23 protein-coding genes are annotated in these 21,195 nt (G+C 63.3%); 9 read left to right on the forward strand and 14 right to left on the reverse strand.

What is annotated here, in order from left to right:
• The first annotated feature begins 136 nt into the window (after positions 1 to 136).
• Both ACYG9Z_RS04200 and ACYG9Z_RS04205 read left to right on the forward strand, forming a co-directional pair.
• Positions 137 to 934: a glycoside hydrolase family 25 protein gene (locus ACYG9Z_RS04200; RefSeq protein ID WP_023668254.1), complete on the forward strand. Its 798-nt coding sequence runs from the start codon at positions 137 to 139 to the stop codon at positions 932 to 934.
• Positions 935 to 966: 32 nt separating this feature from the next.
• Positions 967 to 2,196, forward strand: a complete 1,230-nt coding sequence (locus tag ACYG9Z_RS04205; RefSeq protein ID WP_050586898.1) for a lytic murein transglycosylase — start codon at positions 967 to 969, stop codon at positions 2,194 to 2,196.
• 214 nt (positions 2,197 to 2,410) lie between these two features.
• Here ACYG9Z_RS04205 and ACYG9Z_RS04210 read toward each other — a convergent pair whose 3' ends face one another.
• A complete protein-coding gene (locus tag ACYG9Z_RS04210) occupies positions 2,411 to 3,631 on the reverse strand; it encodes an alanine racemase (RefSeq protein WP_023753068.1) in 1,221 nt (406 codons plus the stop codon).
• A gap of 211 nt (positions 3,632 to 3,842) precedes the next feature.
• On the opposite strand from ACYG9Z_RS04210, the gene ACYG9Z_RS04215 reads away from it, so the two are divergent.
• Positions 3,843 to 4,760: a DMT family transporter gene (locus ACYG9Z_RS04215; protein ID WP_023682155.1), complete on the forward strand. Its 918-nt coding sequence runs from the start codon at positions 3,843 to 3,845 to the stop codon at positions 4,758 to 4,760.
• Positions 4,761 to 5,209: 449 nt separating this feature from the next.
• On the opposite strand, the gene metF is transcribed toward ACYG9Z_RS04215, so the two are convergent.
• Positions 5,210 to 6,127, reverse strand: a complete 918-nt coding sequence (gene metF, locus ACYG9Z_RS04220; RefSeq protein ID WP_023690856.1) for a methylenetetrahydrofolate reductase [NAD(P)H] — start codon at positions 6,125 to 6,127, stop codon at positions 5,210 to 5,212.
• On the reverse strand, positions 6,127 to 7,149 hold the full coding sequence (locus ACYG9Z_RS04225) for an ArsR/SmtB family transcription factor (protein WP_023753069.1): 1,023 nt from the start codon (positions 7,147 to 7,149) through the stop codon (positions 6,127 to 6,129). Before ACYG9Z_RS04225 ends, metF begins: the two co-directional genes overlap by 1 nt.
• A gap of 167 nt (positions 7,150 to 7,316) precedes the next feature.
• Here ACYG9Z_RS04225 and tsaA point away from each other — a divergent pair, with 167 nt between their 5' ends.
• Entirely contained in the window at positions 7,317 to 7,823 is a 507-nt protein-coding gene (tsaA, locus tag ACYG9Z_RS04230; RefSeq protein WP_023753070.1) for a tRNA (N6-threonylcarbamoyladenosine(37)-N6)-methyltransferase TrmO, read from the forward strand.
• On the forward strand, positions 7,820 to 8,134 hold the full coding sequence (locus ACYG9Z_RS04235; RefSeq protein WP_023668245.1) for a DUF2293 domain-containing protein: 315 nt from the start codon (positions 7,820 to 7,822) through the stop codon (positions 8,132 to 8,134). Before tsaA ends, ACYG9Z_RS04235 begins: the two co-directional genes overlap by 4 nt.
• A gap of 6 nt (positions 8,135 to 8,140) precedes the next feature.
• Here ACYG9Z_RS04235 and ACYG9Z_RS04240 read toward each other — a convergent pair whose 3' ends face one another.
• A complete protein-coding gene (locus ACYG9Z_RS04240; RefSeq protein WP_023682159.1) occupies positions 8,141 to 8,647 on the reverse strand; it encodes a hypothetical protein in 507 nt (168 codons plus the stop codon).
• 152 nt (positions 8,648 to 8,799) lie between these two features.
• On the opposite strand from ACYG9Z_RS04240, the gene ACYG9Z_RS04245 reads away from it, so the two are divergent.
• Both ACYG9Z_RS04245 and ACYG9Z_RS04250 read left to right on the forward strand, forming a co-directional pair.
• Positions 8,800 to 9,762 (forward strand): D-amino acid aminotransferase, encoded by a 963-nt coding sequence (locus ACYG9Z_RS04245; protein WP_023682160.1) that lies wholly within the window; start codon positions 8,800 to 8,802, stop codon positions 9,760 to 9,762.
• Between the two features lie 145 nt (positions 9,763 to 9,907).
• Positions 9,908 to 10,750 (forward strand): SDR family oxidoreductase, encoded by an 843-nt coding sequence (locus tag ACYG9Z_RS04250; RefSeq protein WP_023753071.1) that lies wholly within the window; start codon positions 9,908 to 9,910, stop codon positions 10,748 to 10,750.
• Positions 10,751 to 10,809: 59 nt separating this feature from the next.
• On the opposite strand, the gene ACYG9Z_RS04255 is transcribed toward ACYG9Z_RS04250, so the two are convergent.
• Positions 10,810 to 11,421, reverse strand: coding sequence for an MOSC domain-containing protein (locus tag ACYG9Z_RS04255; protein WP_023753072.1), 612 nt, complete (start codon positions 11,419 to 11,421; stop codon positions 10,810 to 10,812).
• Positions 11,422 to 11,617: 196 nt separating this feature from the next.
• Here ACYG9Z_RS04255 and ACYG9Z_RS04260 point away from each other — a divergent pair, with 196 nt between their 5' ends.
• A complete protein-coding gene (locus ACYG9Z_RS04260; RefSeq protein ID WP_023668240.1) occupies positions 11,618 to 12,184 on the forward strand; it encodes a methyltransferase family protein in 567 nt (188 codons plus the stop codon).
• Here ACYG9Z_RS04260 and ACYG9Z_RS04265 read toward each other — a convergent pair whose 3' ends face one another.
• The 5 genes from ACYG9Z_RS04265 to ettA form a co-directional block, all read right to left on the reverse strand.
• Positions 12,185 to 13,306, reverse strand: a complete 1,122-nt coding sequence (locus ACYG9Z_RS04265; RefSeq protein WP_023668239.1) for a beta-ketoacyl-ACP synthase III — start codon at positions 13,304 to 13,306, stop codon at positions 12,185 to 12,187. It abuts the gene before it with no gap.
• A 131-nt stretch (positions 13,307 to 13,437) separates the two neighbouring features.
• Complete coding sequence (gene tam / locus ACYG9Z_RS04270; protein WP_023753073.1) at positions 13,438 to 14,226, reverse strand: trans-aconitate 2-methyltransferase; 789 nt, start codon at positions 14,224 to 14,226, stop codon at positions 13,438 to 13,440.
• A complete protein-coding gene (locus ACYG9Z_RS04275; RefSeq protein ID WP_023668237.1) occupies positions 14,223 to 14,489 on the reverse strand; it encodes a type II toxin-antitoxin system RelE family toxin in 267 nt (88 codons plus the stop codon). Before ACYG9Z_RS04275 ends, tam begins: the two co-directional genes overlap by 4 nt.
• Positions 14,486 to 14,746 (reverse strand): DUF6290 family protein, encoded by a 261-nt coding sequence (locus tag ACYG9Z_RS04280; RefSeq protein WP_031194871.1) that lies wholly within the window; start codon positions 14,744 to 14,746, stop codon positions 14,486 to 14,488. Before ACYG9Z_RS04280 ends, ACYG9Z_RS04275 begins: the two co-directional genes overlap by 4 nt.
• 50 nt (positions 14,747 to 14,796) lie before the next feature.
• Entirely contained in the window at positions 14,797 to 16,446 is a 1,650-nt protein-coding gene (gene ettA / locus ACYG9Z_RS04285) for an energy-dependent translational throttle protein EttA (RefSeq protein ID WP_023668235.1), read from the reverse strand.
• 234 nt (positions 16,447 to 16,680) lie between these two features.
• Here ettA and ACYG9Z_RS04290 point away from each other — a divergent pair, with 234 nt between their 5' ends.
• Positions 16,681 to 17,967, forward strand: coding sequence for a GGDEF domain-containing protein (locus ACYG9Z_RS04290; protein WP_023753074.1), 1,287 nt, complete (start codon positions 16,681 to 16,683; stop codon positions 17,965 to 17,967).
• Between the two features lie 5 nt (positions 17,968 to 17,972).
• Here ACYG9Z_RS04290 and ACYG9Z_RS04295 read toward each other — a convergent pair whose 3' ends face one another.
• From ACYG9Z_RS04295 to ACYG9Z_RS04310, 4 genes are all read right to left on the reverse strand, one after another.
• Positions 17,973 to 18,587: a hypothetical protein gene (locus ACYG9Z_RS04295; RefSeq protein ID WP_031194875.1), complete on the reverse strand. Its 615-nt coding sequence runs from the start codon at positions 18,585 to 18,587 to the stop codon at positions 17,973 to 17,975.
• A 70-nt stretch (positions 18,588 to 18,657) separates the two neighbouring features.
• Positions 18,658 to 19,665: a ribonuclease T2 family protein gene (locus tag ACYG9Z_RS04300; RefSeq protein ID WP_023753075.1), complete on the reverse strand. Its 1,008-nt coding sequence runs from the start codon at positions 19,663 to 19,665 to the stop codon at positions 18,658 to 18,660.
• A 98-nt stretch (positions 19,666 to 19,763) separates the two neighbouring features.
• Entirely contained in the window at positions 19,764 to 20,213 is a 450-nt protein-coding gene (locus ACYG9Z_RS04305; RefSeq protein WP_023753076.1) for a MarR family winged helix-turn-helix transcriptional regulator, read from the reverse strand.
• Positions 20,210 to 21,091 carry an alpha/beta fold hydrolase gene (locus ACYG9Z_RS04310; protein ID WP_023741717.1) on the reverse strand — a complete coding sequence of 294 codons (882 nt, stop codon included), beginning with the start codon at positions 21,089 to 21,091 and terminating at the stop codon, positions 20,210 to 20,212. The genes ACYG9Z_RS04305 and ACYG9Z_RS04310 overlap by 4 nt, the downstream gene beginning before the upstream one ends.
• Between the last annotated feature and the right edge of the window lie 104 nt (positions 21,092 to 21,195).

The raw sequence follows: 21,195 nt of genomic DNA on the forward strand, positions 1-21,195 counted from the left end.
CCAAAAGTGCGCAGCGGTTTTGGAACAACGACATGCACGAAAATAGCGTATCAGGCGATGCTGTGGGGCGATCGCCTGAGGGGCACCTGCAACGACAACCCAACAGCGACCGGCTGATTCCGGCTCGGGAAATGCGATGCGCCGTTTCGCGGCCCTCATCACGTTGACGCTGCTGGCCGCCTGCTCGACCGCCGGCGATCTCGTGCCCTCGATGTCGCCATCCAGCAGCCCGACGGTTGCCGTGCGCGCACCGCGTTTCGAAGATTCCAAGCCGCATGAATGGGATAGCGGCGCGCCTTGGAACTATGCCGTTCACGGCACCGACGTCTCCAAATACCAGACCTCGGTCGACTGGCCGACGGCCAAGGCCAGCGGCATCTCCTTCGCCTTCATCAAGGCGACCGAGGGCGGCGACCGTTTCGACGAGTATTTCAACGAGCATTGGTCCCGCACCAAGGCCAATGGCATTCCGCGCGCGGCCTACCATTTCTTCTATTTCTGCACGCCGGCCGCCACCCAGGCGCGCTGGTTCATCCAGAACGTGCCCGTCGACCGCTCGGCCATGCCGCCGGTGCTCGACATGGAGTGGAACCCGCAATCGCCGACCTGCCGGCTGCGCCCGGATTCGGCGACGGTGCGGGCCGAAATGACCACCTTTCTCGAGATGATCGAGCGGCACTATGGCAAGAAGCCGATCATCTACACCTCGGTCGACTTCTTCGACGATAACGACCTTTCGACCTTCCGCGGCTATCCCTACTGGCTGCGCTCGGTGGCCGGCCACCCCCGCCAGAAGTACGGCAGCCACCCTTTCACCTTCTGGCAATACACCGGAACCGGTATCGTTCCCGGCATGACCGGCAAGTCCGATATCAACGTCTTCAACGGCACTGAGGCAGCCTGGAAAAAGTGGCTGCGGCAGAACACCCGTTGACACCGGCTCTGCCGCCTGCTTTTCGACGTCCCATGCGCACCTACCTGCAACCACTGGGATATCCACGCCGGAAACAGTCGAGGAGCCGATTGCGCTCCGGGCTGCTCGCGGGCCTGCTGCTCGGCGCTACGGCGATGCCGGCGGGGGCGCAGGAATGCGGCGGCGACTTCGAAACCTGGAAGCAAGGCGTGGCGGCGGAAGCCAGGGCGGCCGGTGTCGGCGCTGTCGGCCTTGACGCACTGGAAGCCGCCACCATCGACGACAAGGTGCTGGCGCGCGATCGCGCCCAGGGCGTCTTCGCCCAGACCTTCATCCAGTTCTCCAACCGCATGATCTCGGCCTACCGGCTGAAGCAGGGCGCGGCCAACCTGAAGAAATACGCCGAAGTCTTCGCGCGCGCCGACCAGCAGTTCGGTGTCCAGGCGCCGATCATCACCGCCTTCTGGGGGCTGGAGACCGATTTCGGCGCCGTCCAGGGCGATTTCCACACGCTGAGCGCCTTGGTGACGCTGTCGCACGACTGCCGCCGGCCGCAGCTGTTTCGGCCGCAACTGGTGCCGCTGTTGACGCTGATCGATCGCGGCGTCGTTCCGGCCGACGTCACCGGCGCCTGGGCCGGCGAGATCGGCCAGACGCAGATCCTGCCTTCCGACTATCTCGCGCGCGGCGTCGACGGCGATGGCGACGGCATCGTCGATCTCAGGCGCAGTGTGCCCGACGTGATCATGACCACGGCCAACAAGGTGCTGTCGCGCGGCTGGAAACGCGACCAGCCCTGGATCGAGGAAGTGCGCGTGCCCGAGGACATGCCCTGGGAGCAGACCGGCCGCACCAACAAGCTGCCGCTGTCGCAATGGGCCGCCTGGGGCGTCGCCAACCCCGATGGCACGCCGCTGATCGACAATGGCCTGAAGGCCGGCCTGGCGCTGCCGATGGGCCGCAAAGGTCCGGCCTTCCTCGCCTACGACAATTTCGACGTCTATCTCGAATGGAACCAGTCCTTCACCTACGCGCTGACCGCCGCCAACTTCGCCAGCCGGCTGGCCGGGGCAAAGCAGTTCGACCCGCGCAATCCCGAAACCGGGCTCAATGGCGACCAGATGAAGGAATTGCAGACCAAGCTCGAAGCCAGGGGCTATGACGTCGGCACCGTCGACGGCATTCTGGGCACCAACACCCGCGAAGCCATCCGCAAGGAACAGATGCGGCTCGGCATGCCGGTCGACGGCTGGCCAACGCCGGAGCTGTTGGGGAAACTGTAGCGCTCCTTGCCTTCTCCCCTTGTGGGGTGAGCAGCCGGTTTCGCGGAGCGAATTCATCGGCATGAAGGCTGGCGAACGCCGGGACGCTGCGAAGCAGCGGGGACCCGGCAGGTGGATCGGCCACCACCCCGGCCCTTCGCATAGCTCAGGGCGTCGAAGGCTCGAAAAGCCAAGCAATTGGCTTTTCGTCCGCTGAAGCGGAGAAGGAAGAAACCTAATCCGCCATCGTCTCCAAACTCGCGAATCCCTGCGGCGCATCGCCTTCATCGAAGGGTGTCGTCACCTCGACGAAGGTATCGGGATAAAAGCCGTTGAAGCGGGTTCTTAGCGACAGCGAATAGGCACCGATATGGCCGATCTCGATCCAGTCGCCGGTGTCGACGGTTTCCGGCAGCCAGAACGGCCGCGACAGGATGTCGACGGAATCGCAGGTCGCGCCGCAGACCTTGAAGGGCACGATGTTCTTCTCCTCGCCATTGCGCGAGCGGATCGCCGGATCGGGGATGAAGCGGGCCGGCAGTGTGATCTTGCCGGTCCAAGAATCCGACAGCGACGCCCAGATGCCGTCATTGATGTAGAGCCGCTTGCCCTTGCGCAGCAGCACCCGCACGATCAGCGACAGGCAGCGCGCCACGATCACCCGGCCGGGCTCGGCCACCAACGGGATCTGGTCGAACTGGTATTCCCTCAGGTCGCCCGACAGCCGCGACATGATCTGGCCGAGCGACGGCATCTCGATCTGCTTGCGATTGGGGTCATGGCCGTACTCGGCGGGAAAGCCGCCGCCGACATCGAGGCCCGCAATGTCGAAGGTCAGCCGGTTGCGCACCCAATCGGCGGAGGCCAGCGCCCGCTCATAGGTGTCGGGATCCTCGATCTGGCTGCCGACATGGAAGCACAGGCCGACCTTGTAGCCGGTGCGGTTGAGTCGCTCGGCGAGTTCCACAGCATAGGCCGGCCCGGCGCCGAATTTCTTTGACAGTTCATAGGCCGCCGAGCCCTTGGTCTGGATGCGCACGAACACGCTGATGGAGCCCGGATCGATGTCAAGCGCCCGCACCACCCGCGTCAGCTTGGTGATCTCGTCCTCATGGTCGAGCGAAATGACGCGGATGGCGTATTTTTCCAGCGCAAGCTTGATGTCCGACTGCGCCTTGACCGGATGCATGTAGAGCATCTCGGCGTCGGGTGAGACGGCGCGCACGGCGGCGAACTCGCCGGGCGAGGCCACATCGAAGGCGGTGACGCCGGCTTCGACCAGCGCCTTCAGCACGATCTGCTCGCCATTGGTCTTGACTGCGTAGGCGGTCTTGCCGGGAAACATGCCCATGAACTGTTTGGCATCCGCATTCAGCACCTGCGGGCGAAAGCAGTAGACCGGATCGTCCGGCCGAAGCGCCAGCGCCGCCTCGCGGGCATTCTCGAATCGCTGCATGGACGAATCCCCTGACTTCTCGGCTGCGCACAATTAATCCAAGCTAGCGGCCAAAGAAAACAATTCTGTGTCTGGCGGGCACTGACCCAGCGGCGCACCCTCCTGGCAGCACTGTTGCCAGCAATCAGGTTTCCGGTGGCTCTTGTCGCCGGACCCGATATGCCTTCTGCCTGAGTGGCTGGCATTGATGCCGCGGGGAAGGACGTTCACGATGGCAATAGCCACGACAGCCGTGCAGCGCGGACCGATGACGCTGAGGGACTGGGGACAGCTTCTGCTGCTCGGCGCCATCTGGGGCGGCTCGTTCTTCTTTGCCCGCATCGCCGTTGCCGAAATGCACCCGCTGGTGCTGGTGCTGTTTCGCGTTGCCATCGCGGCCATTGCACTGCAGCTCTATCTCGGCATTCGCGGTCCGTCCTTCCGCCTCGCCTTCCCGCATGCCGGCCTGTTTTTCCTTTTGGCGCTCGCCAACAATGTCGTCCCGTTCTCGCTGATCTTTGCCGGCCAGACCGCGCTTGGCGCCGGCGTCGCCTCGGTGCTCAACGCGACGACGCCGTTCTGGACGCTGATCCTCGCCAACGCGCTGACAGCGGACGAAAAGCTCTCCTGGAACAAGCTTGCCGGCATCGGGCTCGGCATCGCCGGCACCGCTGTCATGATCGGCCCCGGCCTGCTGGCCGGGCTCGGCGGCCCGGTCTGGGCGAAATTCGCGCTGATCGGCGCCTCGCTGTCTTACGCCGTCGCGCTGATGATTGCCCGCCGCTTCAAGGGCGTGCCCTCGCCGGTCATCGCCACCGGACAATTGACGGCGTCGACCATCATCATGATCCCGGTGGTGCTGCTCACCTATGGCCCGGCCGGCCTGTTCTCGGCCTCGCCGCCGGTCTGGACGGCGGTGCTGGCGCTGGCGCTGCTCTCCACCGCCTTCGCCTACATCCTCTATTTCAACCTCGTCGCCTCGGCCGGCGCCACCAACGCCTCGCTGGTCACGCTCATCGTCCCGGCCAGCGCCATCCTGCTCGGCCTCCTGTTCCTCGGCGAGCGGCTCGCTCTGTTCGAGTTCTGCGGCATGGCACTGATCGCGCTTGGCCTGGTGACGATCGACGGGCGGTTGTTTGGTCGGCGCTAATGCCTGTCGACCAAAAGTGCGCAGCGGTTTTGGGACAACGACGCGCTTTAGGTCTGGTAGCGCTGCCATGCCTCGCTTTCGCCACGGCCGCGTCACAATTTATTCACAGGCTGCCAGCGGCTTTTGCCGAAGAGTTTCAAGGCTTAACGACAGGTGGCAGGTCGCAAATTCCACAATCGCGTCGCATTGCAGCATATTTTCCGCTTGCCTGTGGCACAAATGCCCCTAGACTCCACCCATAGCTCTTGAAGAGGAGACTATGACATGGGACTTACGAGGCCAATCAACGCATTGATGATCTGTGCTGCATTTGCCTTCATTGGCGCCCTTATCATAGGTGTTCTTCCGTAACCGCCGGAGCGGAAGAACAGCAGCAATAGCCCACAAATTCGAAAGGCCGGGTGTTTCGCCCGGCCTTTTGCATTTCAGATTTCATACCACGATGAAGCTCAGGCGGCGGCGGATCCAGCTGCCTCTGTTTCATGGGAGCGGATGCCGATCATATGGCAGATGGCAAACACCAGGTCGGCCCGGTTCATGGTGTAGAAATGGAAGTCGCTGACGCCGCGCTCGACGAGATCGAGCACCTGCTCGGCCGCCACGGCAGACGCCACGAGCGCATGCGTCTGCGGATCGTTGTGCAGCCCTTCGAAACGCTCGGCCAGCCATGCCGGCACCAGCGCGCCGCAGCGCGCCGAGAAATTGGCGACCTGGGTGAAATTGTGCACCGGCAGGATGCCAGGCACGATCGGGATGTAGATGCCGGCACGGCGCGCCTTCTCGACATAACGCTCGTAGAGATCGTTGTCGAAGAAGAACTGGGTGATCGCCCGCGTCGCGCCATTGTCGGCCTTGCGCTTCAGCATGTCGAAGTCGGTGGCGAAGTCGGGGCTTTCCGGATGCTTTTCGGGATAGGCCGAGACCGAGATGTCGAAATCGCCGGCGTCCTTCAGCGCTCCGACAAGTTCGGCGCCATTGGCATAGCCATCGGGATGCGGCCGGTAGGCCGTACCGACACCCGCCGCCGGATCGCCGCGCAAGGCAACGAAGCGCTTCACGCCCATATCGGCGAATTCGCGGACCACGGCATCGACCTCATGGCGGGCGGCGTCGACGCAGGTCATGTGCGCCGCCGGCGTCAGCGCCGTCTCGTTCAGGATGCGCTTGACCGTGCGCGCCGTGCGCTCCCGCGTCGAGCCGCCGGCGCCATAGGTCACCGAGACGAATCTCGGCTTCAGCGGCTCCAGCCTGGTGACGGTGTCCCAGAGCCTGGCTTCCATCTCGTCGGTCTTCGGCGGGAAGAACTCGAAGGAGACGCGGACCTTGTCGCCAATGTCGGGACGGCGGGAAAAGCGGAACTGGTTCATCAGGCGATTTCCCCCATAGGGTACGCTTTGGTGGGTTGGGTGTCATTTGAAGGCTCGGCGATCAGCATGCGGCGGTCGCGGCCGAGCCACAGCTTGACGGTGAGCCTGGCTTCGTTGCCGCCGCGCGGCTCGAATTCCTGGGCATCCCCGAGATCGAGCCCGGCATCGGCAAACCATTCGGAGATCTGGCGGTCGGAAAAGCCCAGCCTGACATGCGCATGCTGGTCTCGCAGGAATTCCAGTGCATGCGGCGCGAAATCGACGATCACCAGCCGGCCCGACGGGCGCAGCAGCCTTGCCGCCTCGCGGATGGCGCGGGCGGGATCGTCCAGATAGTGCAGCACCTGATGGATGGTGACGAGGTCGAAGGCGTCGCGCTCGACCGGCGGCGCGAAAATGTCGCCTTGGCGGACCTGGGCATTGGCGATGCCTGCCTTGTCGAGATTGGCCCGCGCCACCGTCAGCATTTCGCGCGACATGTCGATGCCGACACCGCGCCGGTAGAGCGGCGAAAATATCTCCAGCAGCCGCCCGGTACCGGTGCCGAGGTCTAGCATCGACTGGAATGGCCGCTTGCCGACCAGCTTGAGGAGTGCGGCTTCCACCGCGCGGTCCGGCACATGCAGCGAGCGGATGTGATCCCAGCTGGCGGCGTTCTCGGAGAAATACTCGGCGGCACGGTCCTGGCGCTTGCGCTTGACCGATGCCAACCGCTCGAGATCGCGCTCGACCTGTGGATCGGCGCCGCGAATGCCAGAGACCAGCCCCATGACGAAGTCGCGCGCGGAATCCGTATCCGACAGCCGGAAGAAGGCCCACGAGCCCTCCTGGTAGCGGCCGATCAACCCGGCCTCCAGCAGCAGCTTCAAATGCCGCGACACCCGCGGTTGCGACTGGCTGAGGATCTCGGTGAGGTCGGACACGGTGAGATCGCCGCGCGACAGCAGCGCCAGGATGCGGAGCCGGCTCGATTCGGCCGCAGCCTTCAACGTATCAACCATCGTATTGAGCGAAACATGCATCGGCGCGTTCTCGTTGAAAAAGATATAAACATATGTTTATGTCAGCTTTGACGACATGGCAAGGCCTATGTCGCTTCCTGACAAGAAAATGCCGCACACATGATCCCCGCCTGAGAGAACCGCTTTTCCCTGACGATCAGCTGGAAACTTGTGCTAGGGCGAAAGCCATGTTCGAGAAGCGCGACGGCGAAAAGCTCCTGCAGACTGACCCGGCTGACATGCCGGCGGATGGCCATATCGTGTTTATCGGCCGCATCGCCTCGCCATGGACCACGCGCGAAAGCTGCCCGAAGAACATGCGCGCCGCCCGCGAGACAGGACAGGCGGCCACCGTTCTCATCGACCCACCCTATCGCGACGGCCTGCTTGCGCTGGAGCGGGCCAGCCACATCGTCCTCCTGTCCTGGCTGCATCACGCGCCGCGGGCACTGATTGTCCAGAGACCCCGCCATGCGGCTGAGCCGAAAGGCGTTTTCTCGCTGCGCTCCCCTGCCCGGCCGAACCCAGTCGGGCTGCATATCGCCAGGCTGATCGCCGTCGACATCGACCACGGCCGCATCGCCATCGACGCCATCGATGTGCTCGACGGCACCCCGGTGATCGACATCAAGCCCTATTTCGCCTCGACCGACGCCTTTCCCGAGGCGACCATTGCCGGGCGTGACGAAAAATGAGCGCGCCCACCGGCCGCCGCCGCGCCATCGCCAAGGCGCTGACCGCACTGCTGCCCCTGGCGCCCTATGCCGATATGGAGAAAATCCGCACCGAGGCCGGCGCCGTGCACATGAAGACGCTGCCGCCGGGCATCGCGGTCTGGCTGGCGACGATCGCCCATATCAGGCACGGCCATACCGACTATGAAAAGCTGCTGGCCGAGGGCTATGACCGCGACTCGGCGCGGTTCTTCGTCATCGAGCAAACAAACATGGTGCTGACCCGTTGGCGCGCCACGCGCCTGCTCGATGCAGAGGACGAAGAGGAATAACTTCAGCTACCGTCGCTTCAATACGGCAACCGCATTGTAGGGCTGGCCGTCGGCCTGGCCAACCCAGGTCCAGGACAGGTTCCCTTTGAAAAATCGGACGGTGATGCCGCCCCCGTCGATGCACTTGTCCTGGCCATAGCTGATGTTTTCCCGGTATTCCGCCGAACTGTCGTCGCGAGAAATCTGGGTCAACGATCCGCCGCAGCCGAGCGACGGATAGTCGATCGACGCGGCGCCATCGCCGATTGTCATTGCGATCGCCCAATCGGCGCCGGCAGCACCGGCCGGACTTTGATGACCGCTGCCGGTCCAGACGCCGTTGAGCCCCGCCGCGTTGACCACGCAAGGCACGTTCTGAAAGATCGGCGTCAGTTCGCTGCCCGTCTTCTCGCAACGATAGGTCTGGCCGTTCTGGCACAGCGCCTCGCCCTCGCGAGCGCATTGCGCGAAGGCATGGCCAGTGACGAAGACGAGGAAAATTGCAAAGCTGATGGTCCGAAAAGATCTGCCCATTTTGCCCCTCACGGCCGGATATTTTCAGGCCGGACCATAGGGCATATCGAATGTGCTACCTAGGACAAACAGCGATGGTTGGGTGGCCCTATGCCGCCTGCAGGGGACCACTAGCTTGACTCTGCCGTATCAAGCCGAAGGGACCAATCGCCATGAACCGAAGCGCAGCAGCGGGTAGCATCGTGCCATTGCCTTCCATGTCCGACCGCCACATCGATCCGCATTCCTATCCCGACGGCATCGCCTTCCTCGACGGCCAGTATCTGCCGATGTCGCAGGCCAAGATCTCGGTGCTGGATTGGGGCTTTCTGCATTCCGACGCCACCTACGACACCGTGCATGTCTGGGACGGGAGCTTCTTCCGACTCGACCTGCATCTCGACCGCTTCTTCGCCGGCTTGCAAAAACTGCGCATGACGATCCCGTCCGACCGCGATGGCGTGGCCGAGATTCTGCACAATTGCGTGGCGCTGTCGGGCCATCGCGCCGCCTATGTCGAAATGCTGTGCACACGCGGCGCCTCGCCGACCTTCAGCCGCGATCCGCGCCAGGCGGTCAACCGCTTCATGGCCTTCGCAGTTCCCTTCGGCTCGGTCGCCAATGCCGAGCAGTTGCGGCGCGGCCTGCATGTCGCCATTAGCGACAAGGTGCGCATTCCGCCGGTCTCGATCGATCCGGCGATCAAGAACTACCACTGGCTCGACCTCGTGCGCGGCCTCTACGACGCTTATGACCGTGGGGCCGAAACCGCATTGATTCTCGACTTCAACGGCAATGTCGCCGAAGGCCCCGGCTTCAACGTGTTCTGCGTCAAGGACGGCAGGCTGTCGACGCCAGCCGCCGGCGTGCTGCCCGGCATCACCAGGCGCACCGTCTTCGACCTCTGCGCCGAGGCAGCGCTTCCCACCACGGCCGTCGACGTCAGCGTTGCCGCGCTGAAGGCTGCCGACGAAGTCTTCATCACTTCCACCGCCGGCGGCATCATGCCGGTGACAGTGATCGACGGCGCTGCTGTCGCCGACGGCAAGATAGGCGGGATCACAAAGCGCTTGATGGCGCTCTACTGGCAAAAGCATGACGACCCGGCCTGGTCGAGCCCGGTGCGCTATCCCTGACCGGCGAAGGTCCTGCTCCACACGATGACGTGACCAAAAAGATTCCCCCTCGCCTCTGGAAAATCGCTCGACGCACCGTATATCGCGGAAGCGGAGAAGCCTCCGCTTCCCAGTTCACGGCCCGCATGGGCAAGGATTCCACGTCATGACAAGCAAGGTTTGGTTCATCACCGGATCGTCGAAAGGCTTTGGCCGAGTCTGGGCCGAGGCCGCACTCGCTCGCGGCGACCGTGTCGCCGCAACCGCGCGCGATGCCGGCACGCTCGCCGATCTCGTCGCGAAATACGGCGATAATGTCGCCGTGATCAAGCTCGACGTCACCGACAAGAAGGCTGTCGATGCGGCCATCGCCGAGGCGCACAAGCGCTTTGGCCGGCTCGACGTCGTCATCAACAATGCCGGCTATGGCCATTTCGGCGCCATCGAGGAAGTCAGCGAACAGGAAGCCCGCGACCAGATCGAGACCAATGTGTTCGGCGCGCTCTGGGTCACCCAGGCGGCTTTGCCGATCATGCGGGCGCAGGGCTCCGGCCATATCATCCAGATCTCGTCGATCGGCGGCGTCAACGCCTTTGCGTCGCTCGGCCTTTACCATGCCTCGAAATGGGCGCTCGAAGCCTTCAGCCAGTCGCTCAGCATCGAGGTCGCCGAATTCGGCATCCATGTGACGCTTGTCGAACCGGGCGGCTTCTCCACCGATTGGTCCGGCGACTCGGCCAAGGTCTCCAAAGCGATCGAGGCTTACGCGCCGGCCCGCGCCAAGATGGCGGAACGCCGCGCCAACTCGGTCGCCGGCGACCCCGAGGCCACCGGACCGGCGATGCTTGAAATCGTCGACGCGGCCGAGCCGCCGCTGCGCGTCTTCTTCGGCGATGGCGGCCTGCCGATGATCAAGCAGGAATACGCCAACCGCATCGCGCTGTGGGAAAAGTGGGACCACCTTTCCGTCGAGGCGCAGGGCGCCAAGAAGAACCGCAAGGCGGCCTGAGCGCGTCTTGAAATTCGGCTGCGTCGCCCCGGCGGCGCAGCCCGTGCCCTAGCCCGGTACTAGGATCGATAAATCCACTGCTCGGGCACGCGCACCGAGATCTCTTCCCCTGTTGTCATACGACCCGGTTTCTCGACCCAGGCAACGAGGCCGCGCAGCCGTTTCGCCGCCTTCGGGAAGGCCAGCGCGCCGGCCTCCCGATCGGCCATCCCGGCGTTTTCGGCGATCGAACGTCCAGCAAGCCGGCAAGGCCCGTTCTGCGCATCAACCTTGATCGTCACGCCACCTCTAAAGAACAGCAGCGTGCCTGACGGCAGCATCGAGAGATGCGGCACGCCTTCGATCAGCAGATTGGCGCCGATCCATTCCGGCTTGATCTCGGCCAGCCCCATCCGCTCGGCAACGACGCCGAGTTCATTCGCTGCTACGATTGATATCTGCCGCTCGTTGCGGATTTCGGTGCCGCGCGGATACCAGGGTTCGCGACCGCCGGAACGACGGGTGGCGCCGGCGTGGAAGTCGCCGTCGATGCCTTCGAAACCGAGCTGCAATGCTTCCACCGGGCGCGTCTGGAAGTGATTCGACGGTGCGGCGTAGAGCGCCGTCACCCTGGCTACGAGTTTTCGCGCTGAAATGATCTCGATCGGAGCCTCAGGGAAAAGATCCAGCATGGCTTACTCCTTGTGCAAGGCGGCATTAGCGATAGCCATGAGCCCGGTCCAGTCCAAAGCAATGATGATCCGATCAAGCGGGCTGATGGCAGCCGATCACGATCTTCTTACCGCGGATCGCATATCCTATCGTACTGCGCCGCATTGCCGCCGTGCTGCACCGGCCTCATGGTGAGACAAGTCTGCGGAGGTTTCCATGCGTCCCGGGACTGCAATCGCGCTGCTTTGGCTGATCTGGGTCGTGTCCTGGTTTCTAGCCGCCTTCTGGGCCGACCCGGCGAAAAAGCGTGCCGGCATCCAGGAGGAGCTTCGCTATCGCGCTTTGTGGTTGATCGGCGCGGTGCTGCTGTTCATTCCCGCGCATGGCTATGCCGGCCGGCTGCGATTCTGGTTTCCGACCCTTGCCGAAGCGTGGATCTGCGCAGGGCTTGTTGCCGTTGGCCTGTTGTTCGCCTGGTGGGCGCGGTTGCATCTCGGCCGTCTCTGGTCGGCTTCGGTGACGGCCAAGGCCGAGCACCGTGTCGTCGACACCGGTCCCTACAGAATGGTCCGCCACCCGATCTATACCGGACTGCTTCTGGCGATGCTTGCCACAATGGCGGCCAAAGGCACGGTCTGGGGAATCGCCGGCGCGATTCTTCTCACCATCGGCATCGTCATGAAGGCAAGGCTGGAGGAACGCTTTCTGCGCGGAGAACTCGGCAACGCCTATGATGACTATGCCCGCAGCGTACCGATGCTGGTGCCGTTCATGCCGGCCTGATTACAGCATCCGCAAAAGCGCGCCACCGATCGAATAGCCGGCGCCGAAGGCGCACAGCACGCCGAAATCGCCGGGCTTCATGTCGGCGTGGTTTTCCGACAGCGCGATGATGGCGCCAGCGCCGGCGGTGTTGCCGAGCCGCTCCAGCACCATCGGCGCGCGGTCATGGTCGACCTCGTGGCCGAAGGCCAGTTTCAGGATCATGGCGTTCATTCGCGCATTGGCCTGATGCAGCCAGAATCGCCTGATGGCTTGCGGCGTCAGCCCGTGCTCGGCGAGGAATTCGACAATGAATTTGTGGCCGGCGACGGTGACTTCCTTGAACACCTTGTTGCCGACCTGTTTGATCAGATTGCCTTCGAGGTTGATCATGTAAGGATCGTCCTGGGCGGTGCGGGTGTGATAGCCCAGATTGGTGCGGATATTGTTCGACATCTGCGTCCAGGTGCGCGTGTCCAGCACCTCGAAACGCCCCGGCCGCCTCTCGCCCTCGCCCAGCCCCTCGACCACCATCGCCACCGATGCATCGCCGAAGATGAAATGCGTCTGCCGGTCGCGGAAATTGAGATGGCCGGTGATGATCTCCGGCGTGACCACCAGCACGCGCTTGTGCGCGCCCGCCCGGACCAGATTGGCCGCAATGTGCAAGGCGGCCGCGGCCGATGAACAACCAAGCCCCATGTCGAAGCCGGCGCCCTTGGTGCCCAGCGCCTCCTGCATTTCGATGGCGATCGCCGGATAGGGCCGTTGCTGGTGCGAGGCCGAGCAGATCACCAGGTCGATGTCGGACGGCTTCAGGCCGGCATGGTCGAGCGCCTTCCGGGCCGCGGCCACTCCAAACTCGGCCTGCAGCGACAGCGCATCATCGGGCCGCGCCGGAATGCGCGGCGCCATGCGGGTCGGATCGAGAATGCCTTCGCGCTCGATCACATGGCGGGTCTGGACGCCCGAGGCATGGACGATGAAGGCGCTGTCGGATTTCTGCAGCAGCGTCTCATCCGTGCCTTGCCGGCGCGCATTCTCGGTGTCGACCCAGGCGTTGAAGCTGGCGACCAGTTCTTCATTGGTGATCTTGGCTTCAGGGATTTCAACGCCAATGCCGCTGATGATGACGCGATGCATATCCAGTCCGTCCATGCGCAGGCGTTGTCGTTCTCATGTGAACGACCAGGGGGCGCGACACAACACTTTTCTCACCCCACCGGTTTACGCCGGCTTAAACCACAGGCTGTGGCCGGATGTCATCGGGAGTGCTAGCCGGCCCGCTTGGCGACGATGAAAATGCGCGGGAAGCGCAGCAGCACCTTGCCGTTTGCGGTCTTCGGATAGGCCTTGGCGATTTTGGCCGTGTAGCTGTCGAGGAAGATTTTGCGCTCGCCGGCGTCCAGCGGATCGAGGAAAGGCTTCAGCCCCGTCGACTTCACCCATTCGACGATCGCCTCGGCGTCGGTCAGCGGATGATTGTAGGCCGTATGCCAGATATCCACCCGGTCGGAGAGCGGCGACAAGAGATTATAATAGAACGACACCGCCGGCAGCGGTCCGCGCGCAGCACCTGCCATCTTGGCGGCGAACGGCATTTCGGCGGCCGTCTCGCGCATCACCTGATGCGACGGCTCAAGCAGATTGTCGGGCATCTGGACGGCGAGCGCGCCACCGGGGGCGAGAAAGCCCATCAGCCGCTGGAACACTACCGGGTGGGTGGGCAGCCACTGGAATACCGCGTTGGCGAAGATGACGTTGACCGGCTCGGCCGGTCGCCATGTCGAGACATCGGCGAGGTCGAAATTGACGCTGGGCAGGCGCGCCTTCGCCTTCTCGATCATGTCGGGAGAGGTGTCGAAGCCGCTGATATCAGCATCCGGCCAGCGCTCGACCAGCAGCTCGGTCGAATTACCCGGGCCGCAGCCGATGTCGACCACCCGGCGCGGGAAATCCACCGGCACCTGCGCAACAAGATCGCGCGCGGGCCGCGTCCGCTCATCCTCGAATTTCAGATATTGGGCGGCGGACCAGTCAGGTTTTGCGGCTGTGCTGTTCATCGATAAACCTCACGACGGTTGCCAACCTCCACGACCAGCACGACAAGCCGGCTGTCCTGGAACTGAGTAATGATCCTGTGGTCACCGACACGAAACCGCCAAGCTTCTTCCTTTGTGCCCGTCAGGCGCTTGGCAAGGGCTCTCGGATTGGGATGCGCTGAAACTCTCTGATTCAGGAACTCCAGGATGCGCCGTTGATCTTTCGTCGAAAGCCGTTCGATGTCTTTCTCGGCGCGCGGCGTGAACTCGACACGCCAGGTCATTCAGCGGCAGGCTTCTTGCGACGCTCCTCGGCTTCACGACGTTCGAGCTTCCGGATCACTTCATCCAGCGGAATGCGCACACCGTCATCATCTCTCAGGCGTTCGTCCGCAATTGCGGCGTCGTGCCAATCTTCGATGGCCTCGAGGATCGCTTCGGCTGCAACCTGGTCGGCGGTGCGACCGCTGGCCTTGGCCATTTCGGCCAGCAGTTTCTCGGCTTTTTGCGGCAGTTTGACTGTGATCATGGACGACTCCATCCGATCAATTTAGGTCAAACGCACACCGCCTGCAACGGATCGCCGCAGCCCTACCGCGTCAGCCTCTTGTACGTCATCCTGTGCGGGTTGACGGCCTCGGGGCCGAGCCGGCGGATCTTGTCCTGCTCATAATCCTCGAAATTGCCCTCGAACCATTCGACATGACTGTCACCTTCAAAGGCCAGGATGTGGGTGGCCAGACGGTCGAGGAACATACGATCGTGCGAGATGATGACGGCGCAGCCGCCAAAGTTTTCCAGCGCGTCTTCGAGCGCCGCCAGCGTTTCCGTGTCAAGGTCGTTGGTCGGTTCGTCGAGCAGCAGCACATTGCCGCCGGTCTTCAGCATCTTTGCCAAATGCACGCGATTGCGCTGGCCGCCGGAGAGGTTGCCGACCTTCTGCTGCTGGTCCCCACCACGGAAGTTGAACGACGCGCAATAGGCGCGCGTGTTGGCCTCGAACTTGCCGAGCTTGACCACTTCTGCGCCGCCGGAAATCTCCTCCCACACCGTCTTTGACGGATCGAGCGCATCGCGGCTCTGATCGACATAGCCGAGCTTGACCGTCTCGCCGACGCGGACAGAGCCGGCATCCGGGGTTTCCTGGCCGGTGATCATGCGGAACAGCGTCGTCTTGCCGGCGCCGTTCGGCCCGATAACGCCAACGATGCCGCCCGGCGGCAGTTTGAATTCCAGACCCTCGATCAACAGCGTGTCGCCAAAGCCCTTCGACAAGCCTTCCGCCTCGATCACCACATTGCCGAGCCGCTCGCCATGCGGAATGACGATCTGCGTATCGCTCGGACGCCGCTTGTCGGCTGCATCCAGCAGGTCCTGGAACGCCTGGATACGCGCCTTGGACTTGGTCTGGCGGGCTTTCGGGCTGGACTGGATCCACTCGCGTTCGCGACCGATGGCGCGCTGGCGGGCGTCGTCCTCGCGACCTTCCTGCTTGAGGCGCTTGGCCTTGGCTTCGAGGTACTTGGTGTAGTTGCCCTCATAGGGGATGCCGCGGCCGCGATCGAGCTCGAGAATCCATCCGGTGACATTGTCGAGGAAATAGCGATCGTGGGTGATGATCATCACCGCGCCGGGATAGGCGCGCAGGTGTTTTTCCAGCCACGCCGTGGTCTCGGCGTCGAGATGGTTGGTCGGTTCATCGAGCAGCAAGAGGTCGGGCTGACGCAGCAGCAGCTGGCAGAGCGCGACGCGGCGGCGCTCACCGCCCGAAAGCTTGGTGACCTCGGAATCCTTGGGCGGGCAGCCCAGCGCTTCCATCGCCATCTCGACCTGCTGTTCGAGATCCCACAGGTTTAACCGGTCCATCTCGTCCTGGAGCTTGGCCGACTCGTCAGCCGTCTCGTCGGAGTAGTTCATCATCAATTCGTTGTAGCGCTCGATGATGGCGGTCTTGGCGGCGACGCCTTCCATGATGTTCTCGAACACCGTCTTGTTGGCATCGAGCGCCGGCTCCTGCGCGAGATAGCCTACGGTGGCGCCTTCGGCGAGCCAGGCTTCGCCGTTCCACTCCTTGTCGAGCCCGGCCATGATCTTGAGGATCGTCGACTTGCCCGAGCCGTTGGGGCCGAGGATGCCGATCTTGGCGTCGGGATAGAAGGAGAGATGGACATTCTCAAGCACCTTCTTGGTGCCATAGGCCTTGTTGAGGCCGGCCATGTGATAGATGAACTGGCGTGCCACGCGCGCTTTCCTTGATGATTGACCGAAATGTCGGATTGAATGGAGGTTGGCCGCTATGTAGGCGATGCCGGGCCGAACGGCAATCGCTTTTGCCATTTCAAGCCGGGTGTACACCGCACGTTAAGTTTTCCGCCGGTTGTAGGGAGCGTTGAAATCCCCGGTTAACCCTTCAGCGTCAAAACAGGATCGATCGCTGACCTGTCGCGATCGAAAGTAAAGATCGGACCGAAGGTAGTGCTGAACAGTTTCCTGCTCCTTGCCGAAGCGGTCGTCTACTTCAGCGTCATGGTCACGCTGTTCCGCTTCAGGGATCGCATCGGCCTCGGCGTCTTCGTCTGCGCGCTGGGCGCCATGCATTTCCTCGAAACCTATCTCGCCAGCGTCTTCTATGTCGCCCTGCCCTTCGGCATGGTCTCGCCAGGCTCGGCGGTGCTGTTTTCCGGCAAGCTGGTGATGCTGCTTCTCCTCTACATGAAGGAAGATGCGGCCACGGTGCGCCAGCCGATCTATGGCCTTTTGCTCGGCAACGCTTTGATGATCGGGCTGGTCCTGATCCTGCGCCTGCACGATATTTCAGCCTTTTCCGACGGCAAGCTTCCCGATATCGGCTTCATCGACCAGATGGGCTGGCTGATGGTGTGGGGCACGACGCTGCTCTTCATCGACGCCATCCTGATCATCCTGCTTTACGAAAAGCTCGGGCGTTATCTACGCAGGGCGCCGTTCTCCCGCATCCTGATTTGCGTCGCCTGCGTGCTCACCTTCGACCAGGCCGGATTTTTCAGCGCCCTGCATTTCGTCGCCGGCGCGCCGATTGCGGTTTTCTTCGGCGGCTGGTTCGCCAAGATGGGTGCCGCTTTTGCCTACAGCGCCATGCTTGTCGCCTACCTCAGATGGTTCGAAACGCGTCAGGTCGTGGCACCACGTGGGTTGTCCGACGTCTTCGACACCTTGACCTATCGCGAGCGCTACGAAGCCCTGGTCGAACATGTCGGCCGCGACGGCCTCACCGGCCTGTTGCACAGGGGACGCTTTGACAGCGACGGCGAACGTCTGGTCGCTGTCAGCCTGCGCACTGCCCAACCGCTCAGCCTGCTGATCGTCGACGTCGACCATTTCAAGTCGATCAACGATCGCTTCGGCCATGCCGAGGGCGACAGGGTGCTGAGATCGATCGCCCAGGTGCTGACCCAGGCGGCCGGCGCACAAGATCAGGTTTTCAGGATCGGCGGCGAGGAGTTCGCCATCCTTTGCTCGCAGCCGCATGCGGTCGCCAGGTTGCTCGGAGAAAACCTCCGCCAGGCCGTCAAAGCGTGCGTAAACCGGTTCGACATCAGCGTCAGCGCCGGCATCGCCACTGTCGATGAGACCGTAGGCTCGCTTGCCGATCTCTTCGCCCTTGCCGACGAGCGTCTCTACAGGGCCAAGTCCACCGGGCGTGACCGCGTCGTCGGCGAAGCGCATGACGATGCCGAAGACCTAACTGCGTGGACATTGCCCACGCGTGGCGTCAGCGGATAAGGCTGTCAGCTCCGCTTGCGCTGCTGCAACGCGCCGACCGCAACTGAAACGGCTATCAGCGCGATGGCCAGCCATTTCAGCACGGTGATGATCGGACTGGCATCGATGTCATAAGCGATGAACAACAGAATGCCGGGCACCAGCAGGCCGCACATGACCAGCATGATGCGGTTGATCTGCCAAGACACTTTTGCTGCCAGCGCTTCGTCACCGGCTTCGCCGACAAGACCGGCGCGCATCTCCCGGGAGATGGCCAACGCGCTCGACAGGCGCATGGAGATCGGCAAGCCAAGCCCGATTATGAGGAAGGCACACGCCGCCAGCAGAGCCGAGAATTTGAGCGCGCTGGTGTCGGCCGGCACCGGAAACAAAAGTGTCGCCAGCGGCAGGAAGACACAGACGATGCCGAGCGCGGCAATGGCGATGAAGATCGCGGCATTGACCCAAGTGAACAGCTGGTAGCGGCTTGCCCCGATCGGCGCGGCAAGCACGCGCATGCGCGCCCACTCGGCATCGGTATAGGAAAAGCCCGGCCATTCCATGCGGCCGTCTTTTATGGCGGTCATCCCCCTGGCCCAGAAAGCCAGCCGCGCCAGCGCGCCTGATGTCATGCCACTCATCGCCACCCCCGCCGAATGAAACACATCCAGACCATATCACCGCGTCACTGCCAAGCGGCAGACGGATATCCTACTGGAACCCGGCCGCATCGACCGAGCCCTTCGGACAGCCCGCCTTGGTCGTCGGCGCCGAGGCGAGCATGAGAGTGCTCAGCGAACTGTCGGGGCCGATCGGGCCGGTCAGGCCGAGCGTCAGCTCGCCGATCAGCCGCCTGCCGCTCGACGGATCGACCAGGCAGGAGACACGCACCCGCGCGCCCGCCCCGGCTCCGAAGGCGCTGTCGAAGGTGCTGCGGATCTGGTCCGAAGTCAGTTGCTTGCCGACGTTCCTGGTGAAGAGCTCGCGCACAGGCGAGGCATTCACCGCCCGCATCAGATTCAGCGCCTCGGCAAAATACTCCTGCTGGCTCTTGCCGTAGCAGGTGCCGTGCTTGATCCATTCATGCCGTTCGAGCTTGGAGGCGGTGCCAGGCATCACCTGGTCGAGTTCGGCGCGCGTATTGGCATCGAGGTTGACCGGCGGCAGGTCGGCCCAATGGGCCGGATTGTCATTGGCCTTGTCGCTCGCCGGCACCTGGCAATAGAAATTGCCGTTCGGTTGCGGCCACAGACCGTGCAAGGTGAAATGCGACGCGTCGAAGCCGCCCGCCGTCTGCGCCTGGCATTCGGGCTTGCTCGACTTGGTTTCGCAGAAGGCCGGCTGCCAGCTCAGCGCGAAAACATATTCGGGTTTTCCCGAAGCCGCAGGCTTGCCCTGATCGGCGGGCGCGGCCGGCAGGGCGGCTGCGCTGCCGCCGGTGACATGACCGCAGCTGATCTTGACCCAGCGACGCTCAGGATCGGCGCCCGGCACGCGGATGAGGTAATGCGTCGGCGCATCCTTGTTGCCGGCCAGGAGGTCGTAGCTCTGTCCAGCCGTTGTCGCGATATTGCCGGGGTTCTTGCCGCTTTTGATTGCCTGCGTCGCCGGGCAAGCCGCATCGGCCACGAAGGAGCCGCTCATCTTCACATCGGCGCGCGCTAGGCCGACACCGGCCAGCGCCACCAACACCGCACCCCATATCGCCGATATCCGCATTCCAGCACTCCTAGCGTTTCATAGCGCAAGCTAGAAACGTGCGACATGTCAGAATTACGATTTCTTTCGTCCGCCGCAAAAAACAATCGCTCGGTCGATCAGACCCCGCCCTCCTCGACCCGCTTCGTCAACATACGCAGCAGATCAAGCGCTGTCTCGAGCGCGCGAGCCTCGATGCCCTCGCTGATGCGGTTGGCCCAGACATGCTGGCGCGTGCCGATATCCCGGATCGCGGCCCGGCCGGCATCGGTCATCGCCAGGAGCTTCGCGCGGCGGTGCGCCGGGTTGTCCGCATAGGCGGCAAGCCCTTCGGCGGCCAGAATGTCGGCAAGGCGCTGCACGCTCTGGCGGGCAAGCCCCATGTCGCGGGCAATGTCGGCCACCGATTTCGGCTCCTTCAGCACCGCGCCCAGAACCTGCCAGCGCGCCGCCGTCAACCCGGCAGGCTCGGCCAGCCGGTCGGCCGCGTCGAGAAACCCGCCATTCAGCCGGAACACGGCAAGCACCAGTTCGGTGAGCACATCTCCGACTTCGGTCCTGCTTGTCATTTCTGGCCGGCCTCGATGGTGGAAACGAAAGTGTTGACGGCTTCAGCCACCGCCTCCGGGTTGTCAAGCATCACCCAATGGCCGGAACCGGCGACGGTTCTGTGGCCAATTCCGCTGCGCAGCCGAAACAGGGCCGCCGCATTGTCATTGGCCTCCGTGGCCAGCACGAAGATCGGCCCGCGATAGGCGTCGAGCGTCGGTTCGGGATTCCATTCCGCCAGCGCCTTGCCGACGCCTGCCCGAGCCGCCGGATCGACCACCGCCGCATCGGCGAGGACCTGTTTGCGGACATCTTCATTGGGGCCGGCGATCGAGGTGTAATAAGCGCTCAGGACACCGCCGCCGTTTGGCCCCGCCAGATCGCGCACGAACCCGTCGCGAATCTCTTTGGGCAGGGCGCGCGGATCGGTCGCCGGATCGACCAGCAGGATGCCGGCAACACGGTCGGCATGGCCGGCGGCATAGGCGAGCGCGGCCCCACTGCCGCCGCTATGTGCAACGAGGACAAACCGCTTCAGGCCGAACGCATCGGCCACCGCACCGATATCGTCGGCACGGCCGTCATAGCCGTAGTCGGCATCAGCTGCAGGCGCCGATGCGCCATGGCCGCGAAAATCGAAGGCGACCGCCTCACGGCCACCTGCGGTGAGCTGCATCACCCGGTTCCACTGTGTGGCGCGGCTGCAATCACCATGCGCGAACAGGATCGGCAGGCCGTCGCCGGATTTGATGTCGTAGCCGGCAAGCTGGCCCTGCGGGCCGGCAATGGTCTTCATGGTCATCTCCCTGGTTTGGCTGGAAGCAATGCCGGGCAGGAGCATTGCGGATGAAAGGCTCGCCAGCAGAAACGCGCGGCGCGAAACGGTTTTCATGGTCATGCTCCGATCCAATTGACAGTATGCTGTCATATAACCAAATTGACAGCAAGCTGTCAATAGTGGCCCCGGCTGATTTCGACCTCCCCTTGACGTCGGTCCCGCCG

The sequence above is a fragment of the Mesorhizobium sp. RSR380A genome, from assembly GCF_054719385.1.

Excerpts from the sequence above, each read along its gene's own strand:
- ACYG9Z_RS04200 (WP_023668254.1), top strand. The coding sequence starts at position 137 with ATGCGCCGTTTCGCGGCCCTCATCACGTTGACGCTGCTGGCCGCCTGC.
- ACYG9Z_RS04205 (WP_050586898.1), top strand. The coding sequence starts at position 967 with ATGCGCACCTACCTGCAACCACTGGGATATCCACGCCGGAAACAGTCG.
- ACYG9Z_RS04210 (WP_023753068.1), bottom strand. The coding sequence starts at position 3,631 with ATGCAGCGATTCGAGAATGCCCGCGAGGCGGCGCTGGCGCTTCGGCCG.
- ACYG9Z_RS04215 (WP_023682155.1), top strand. The coding sequence starts at position 3,843 with ATGGCAATAGCCACGACAGCCGTGCAGCGCGGACCGATGACGCTGAGG.
- metF (WP_023690856.1), bottom strand. The coding sequence starts at position 6,127 with ATGAACCAGTTCCGCTTTTCCCGCCGTCCCGACATTGGCGACAAGGTC.
- ACYG9Z_RS04225 (WP_023753069.1), bottom strand. The coding sequence starts at position 7,149 with ATGCATGTTTCGCTCAATACGATGGTTGATACGTTGAAGGCTGCGGCC.
- tsaA (WP_023753070.1), top strand. The coding sequence starts at position 7,317 with ATGTTCGAGAAGCGCGACGGCGAAAAGCTCCTGCAGACTGACCCGGCT.
- ACYG9Z_RS04235 (WP_023668245.1), top strand. The coding sequence starts at position 7,820 with ATGAGCGCGCCCACCGGCCGCCGCCGCGCCATCGCCAAGGCGCTGACC.
- ACYG9Z_RS04240 (WP_023682159.1), bottom strand. The coding sequence starts at position 8,647 with ATGGGCAGATCTTTTCGGACCATCAGCTTTGCAATTTTCCTCGTCTTC.
- ACYG9Z_RS04245 (WP_023682160.1), top strand. The coding sequence starts at position 8,800 with ATGAACCGAAGCGCAGCAGCGGGTAGCATCGTGCCATTGCCTTCCATG.
- ACYG9Z_RS04250 (WP_023753071.1), top strand. The coding sequence starts at position 9,908 with ATGACAAGCAAGGTTTGGTTCATCACCGGATCGTCGAAAGGCTTTGGC.
- ACYG9Z_RS04255 (WP_023753072.1), bottom strand. The coding sequence starts at position 11,421 with ATGCTGGATCTTTTCCCTGAGGCTCCGATCGAGATCATTTCAGCGCGA.
- ACYG9Z_RS04260 (WP_023668240.1), top strand. The coding sequence starts at position 11,618 with ATGCGTCCCGGGACTGCAATCGCGCTGCTTTGGCTGATCTGGGTCGTG.
- ACYG9Z_RS04265 (WP_023668239.1), bottom strand. The coding sequence starts at position 13,306 with ATGCATCGCGTCATCATCAGCGGCATTGGCGTTGAAATCCCTGAAGCC.
- tam (WP_023753073.1), bottom strand. The coding sequence starts at position 14,226 with ATGAACAGCACAGCCGCAAAACCTGACTGGTCCGCCGCCCAATATCTG.
- ACYG9Z_RS04275 (WP_023668237.1), bottom strand. The coding sequence starts at position 14,489 with ATGACCTGGCGTGTCGAGTTCACGCCGCGCGCCGAGAAAGACATCGAA.
- ACYG9Z_RS04280 (WP_031194871.1), bottom strand. The coding sequence starts at position 14,746 with ATGGAGTCGTCCATGATCACAGTCAAACTGCCGCAAAAAGCCGAGAAA.
- ACYG9Z_RS04295 (WP_031194875.1), bottom strand. The coding sequence starts at position 18,587 with ATGAGTGGCATGACATCAGGCGCGCTGGCGCGGCTGGCTTTCTGGGCC.
- ACYG9Z_RS04300 (WP_023753075.1), bottom strand. The coding sequence starts at position 19,665 with ATGCGGATATCGGCGATATGGGGTGCGGTGTTGGTGGCGCTGGCCGGT.
- ACYG9Z_RS04305 (WP_023753076.1), bottom strand. The coding sequence starts at position 20,213 with ATGACAAGCAGGACCGAAGTCGGAGATGTGCTCACCGAACTGGTGCTT.
- ACYG9Z_RS04310 (WP_023741717.1), bottom strand. The coding sequence starts at position 21,091 with ATGACCATGAAAACCGTTTCGCGCCGCGCGTTTCTGCTGGCGAGCCTT.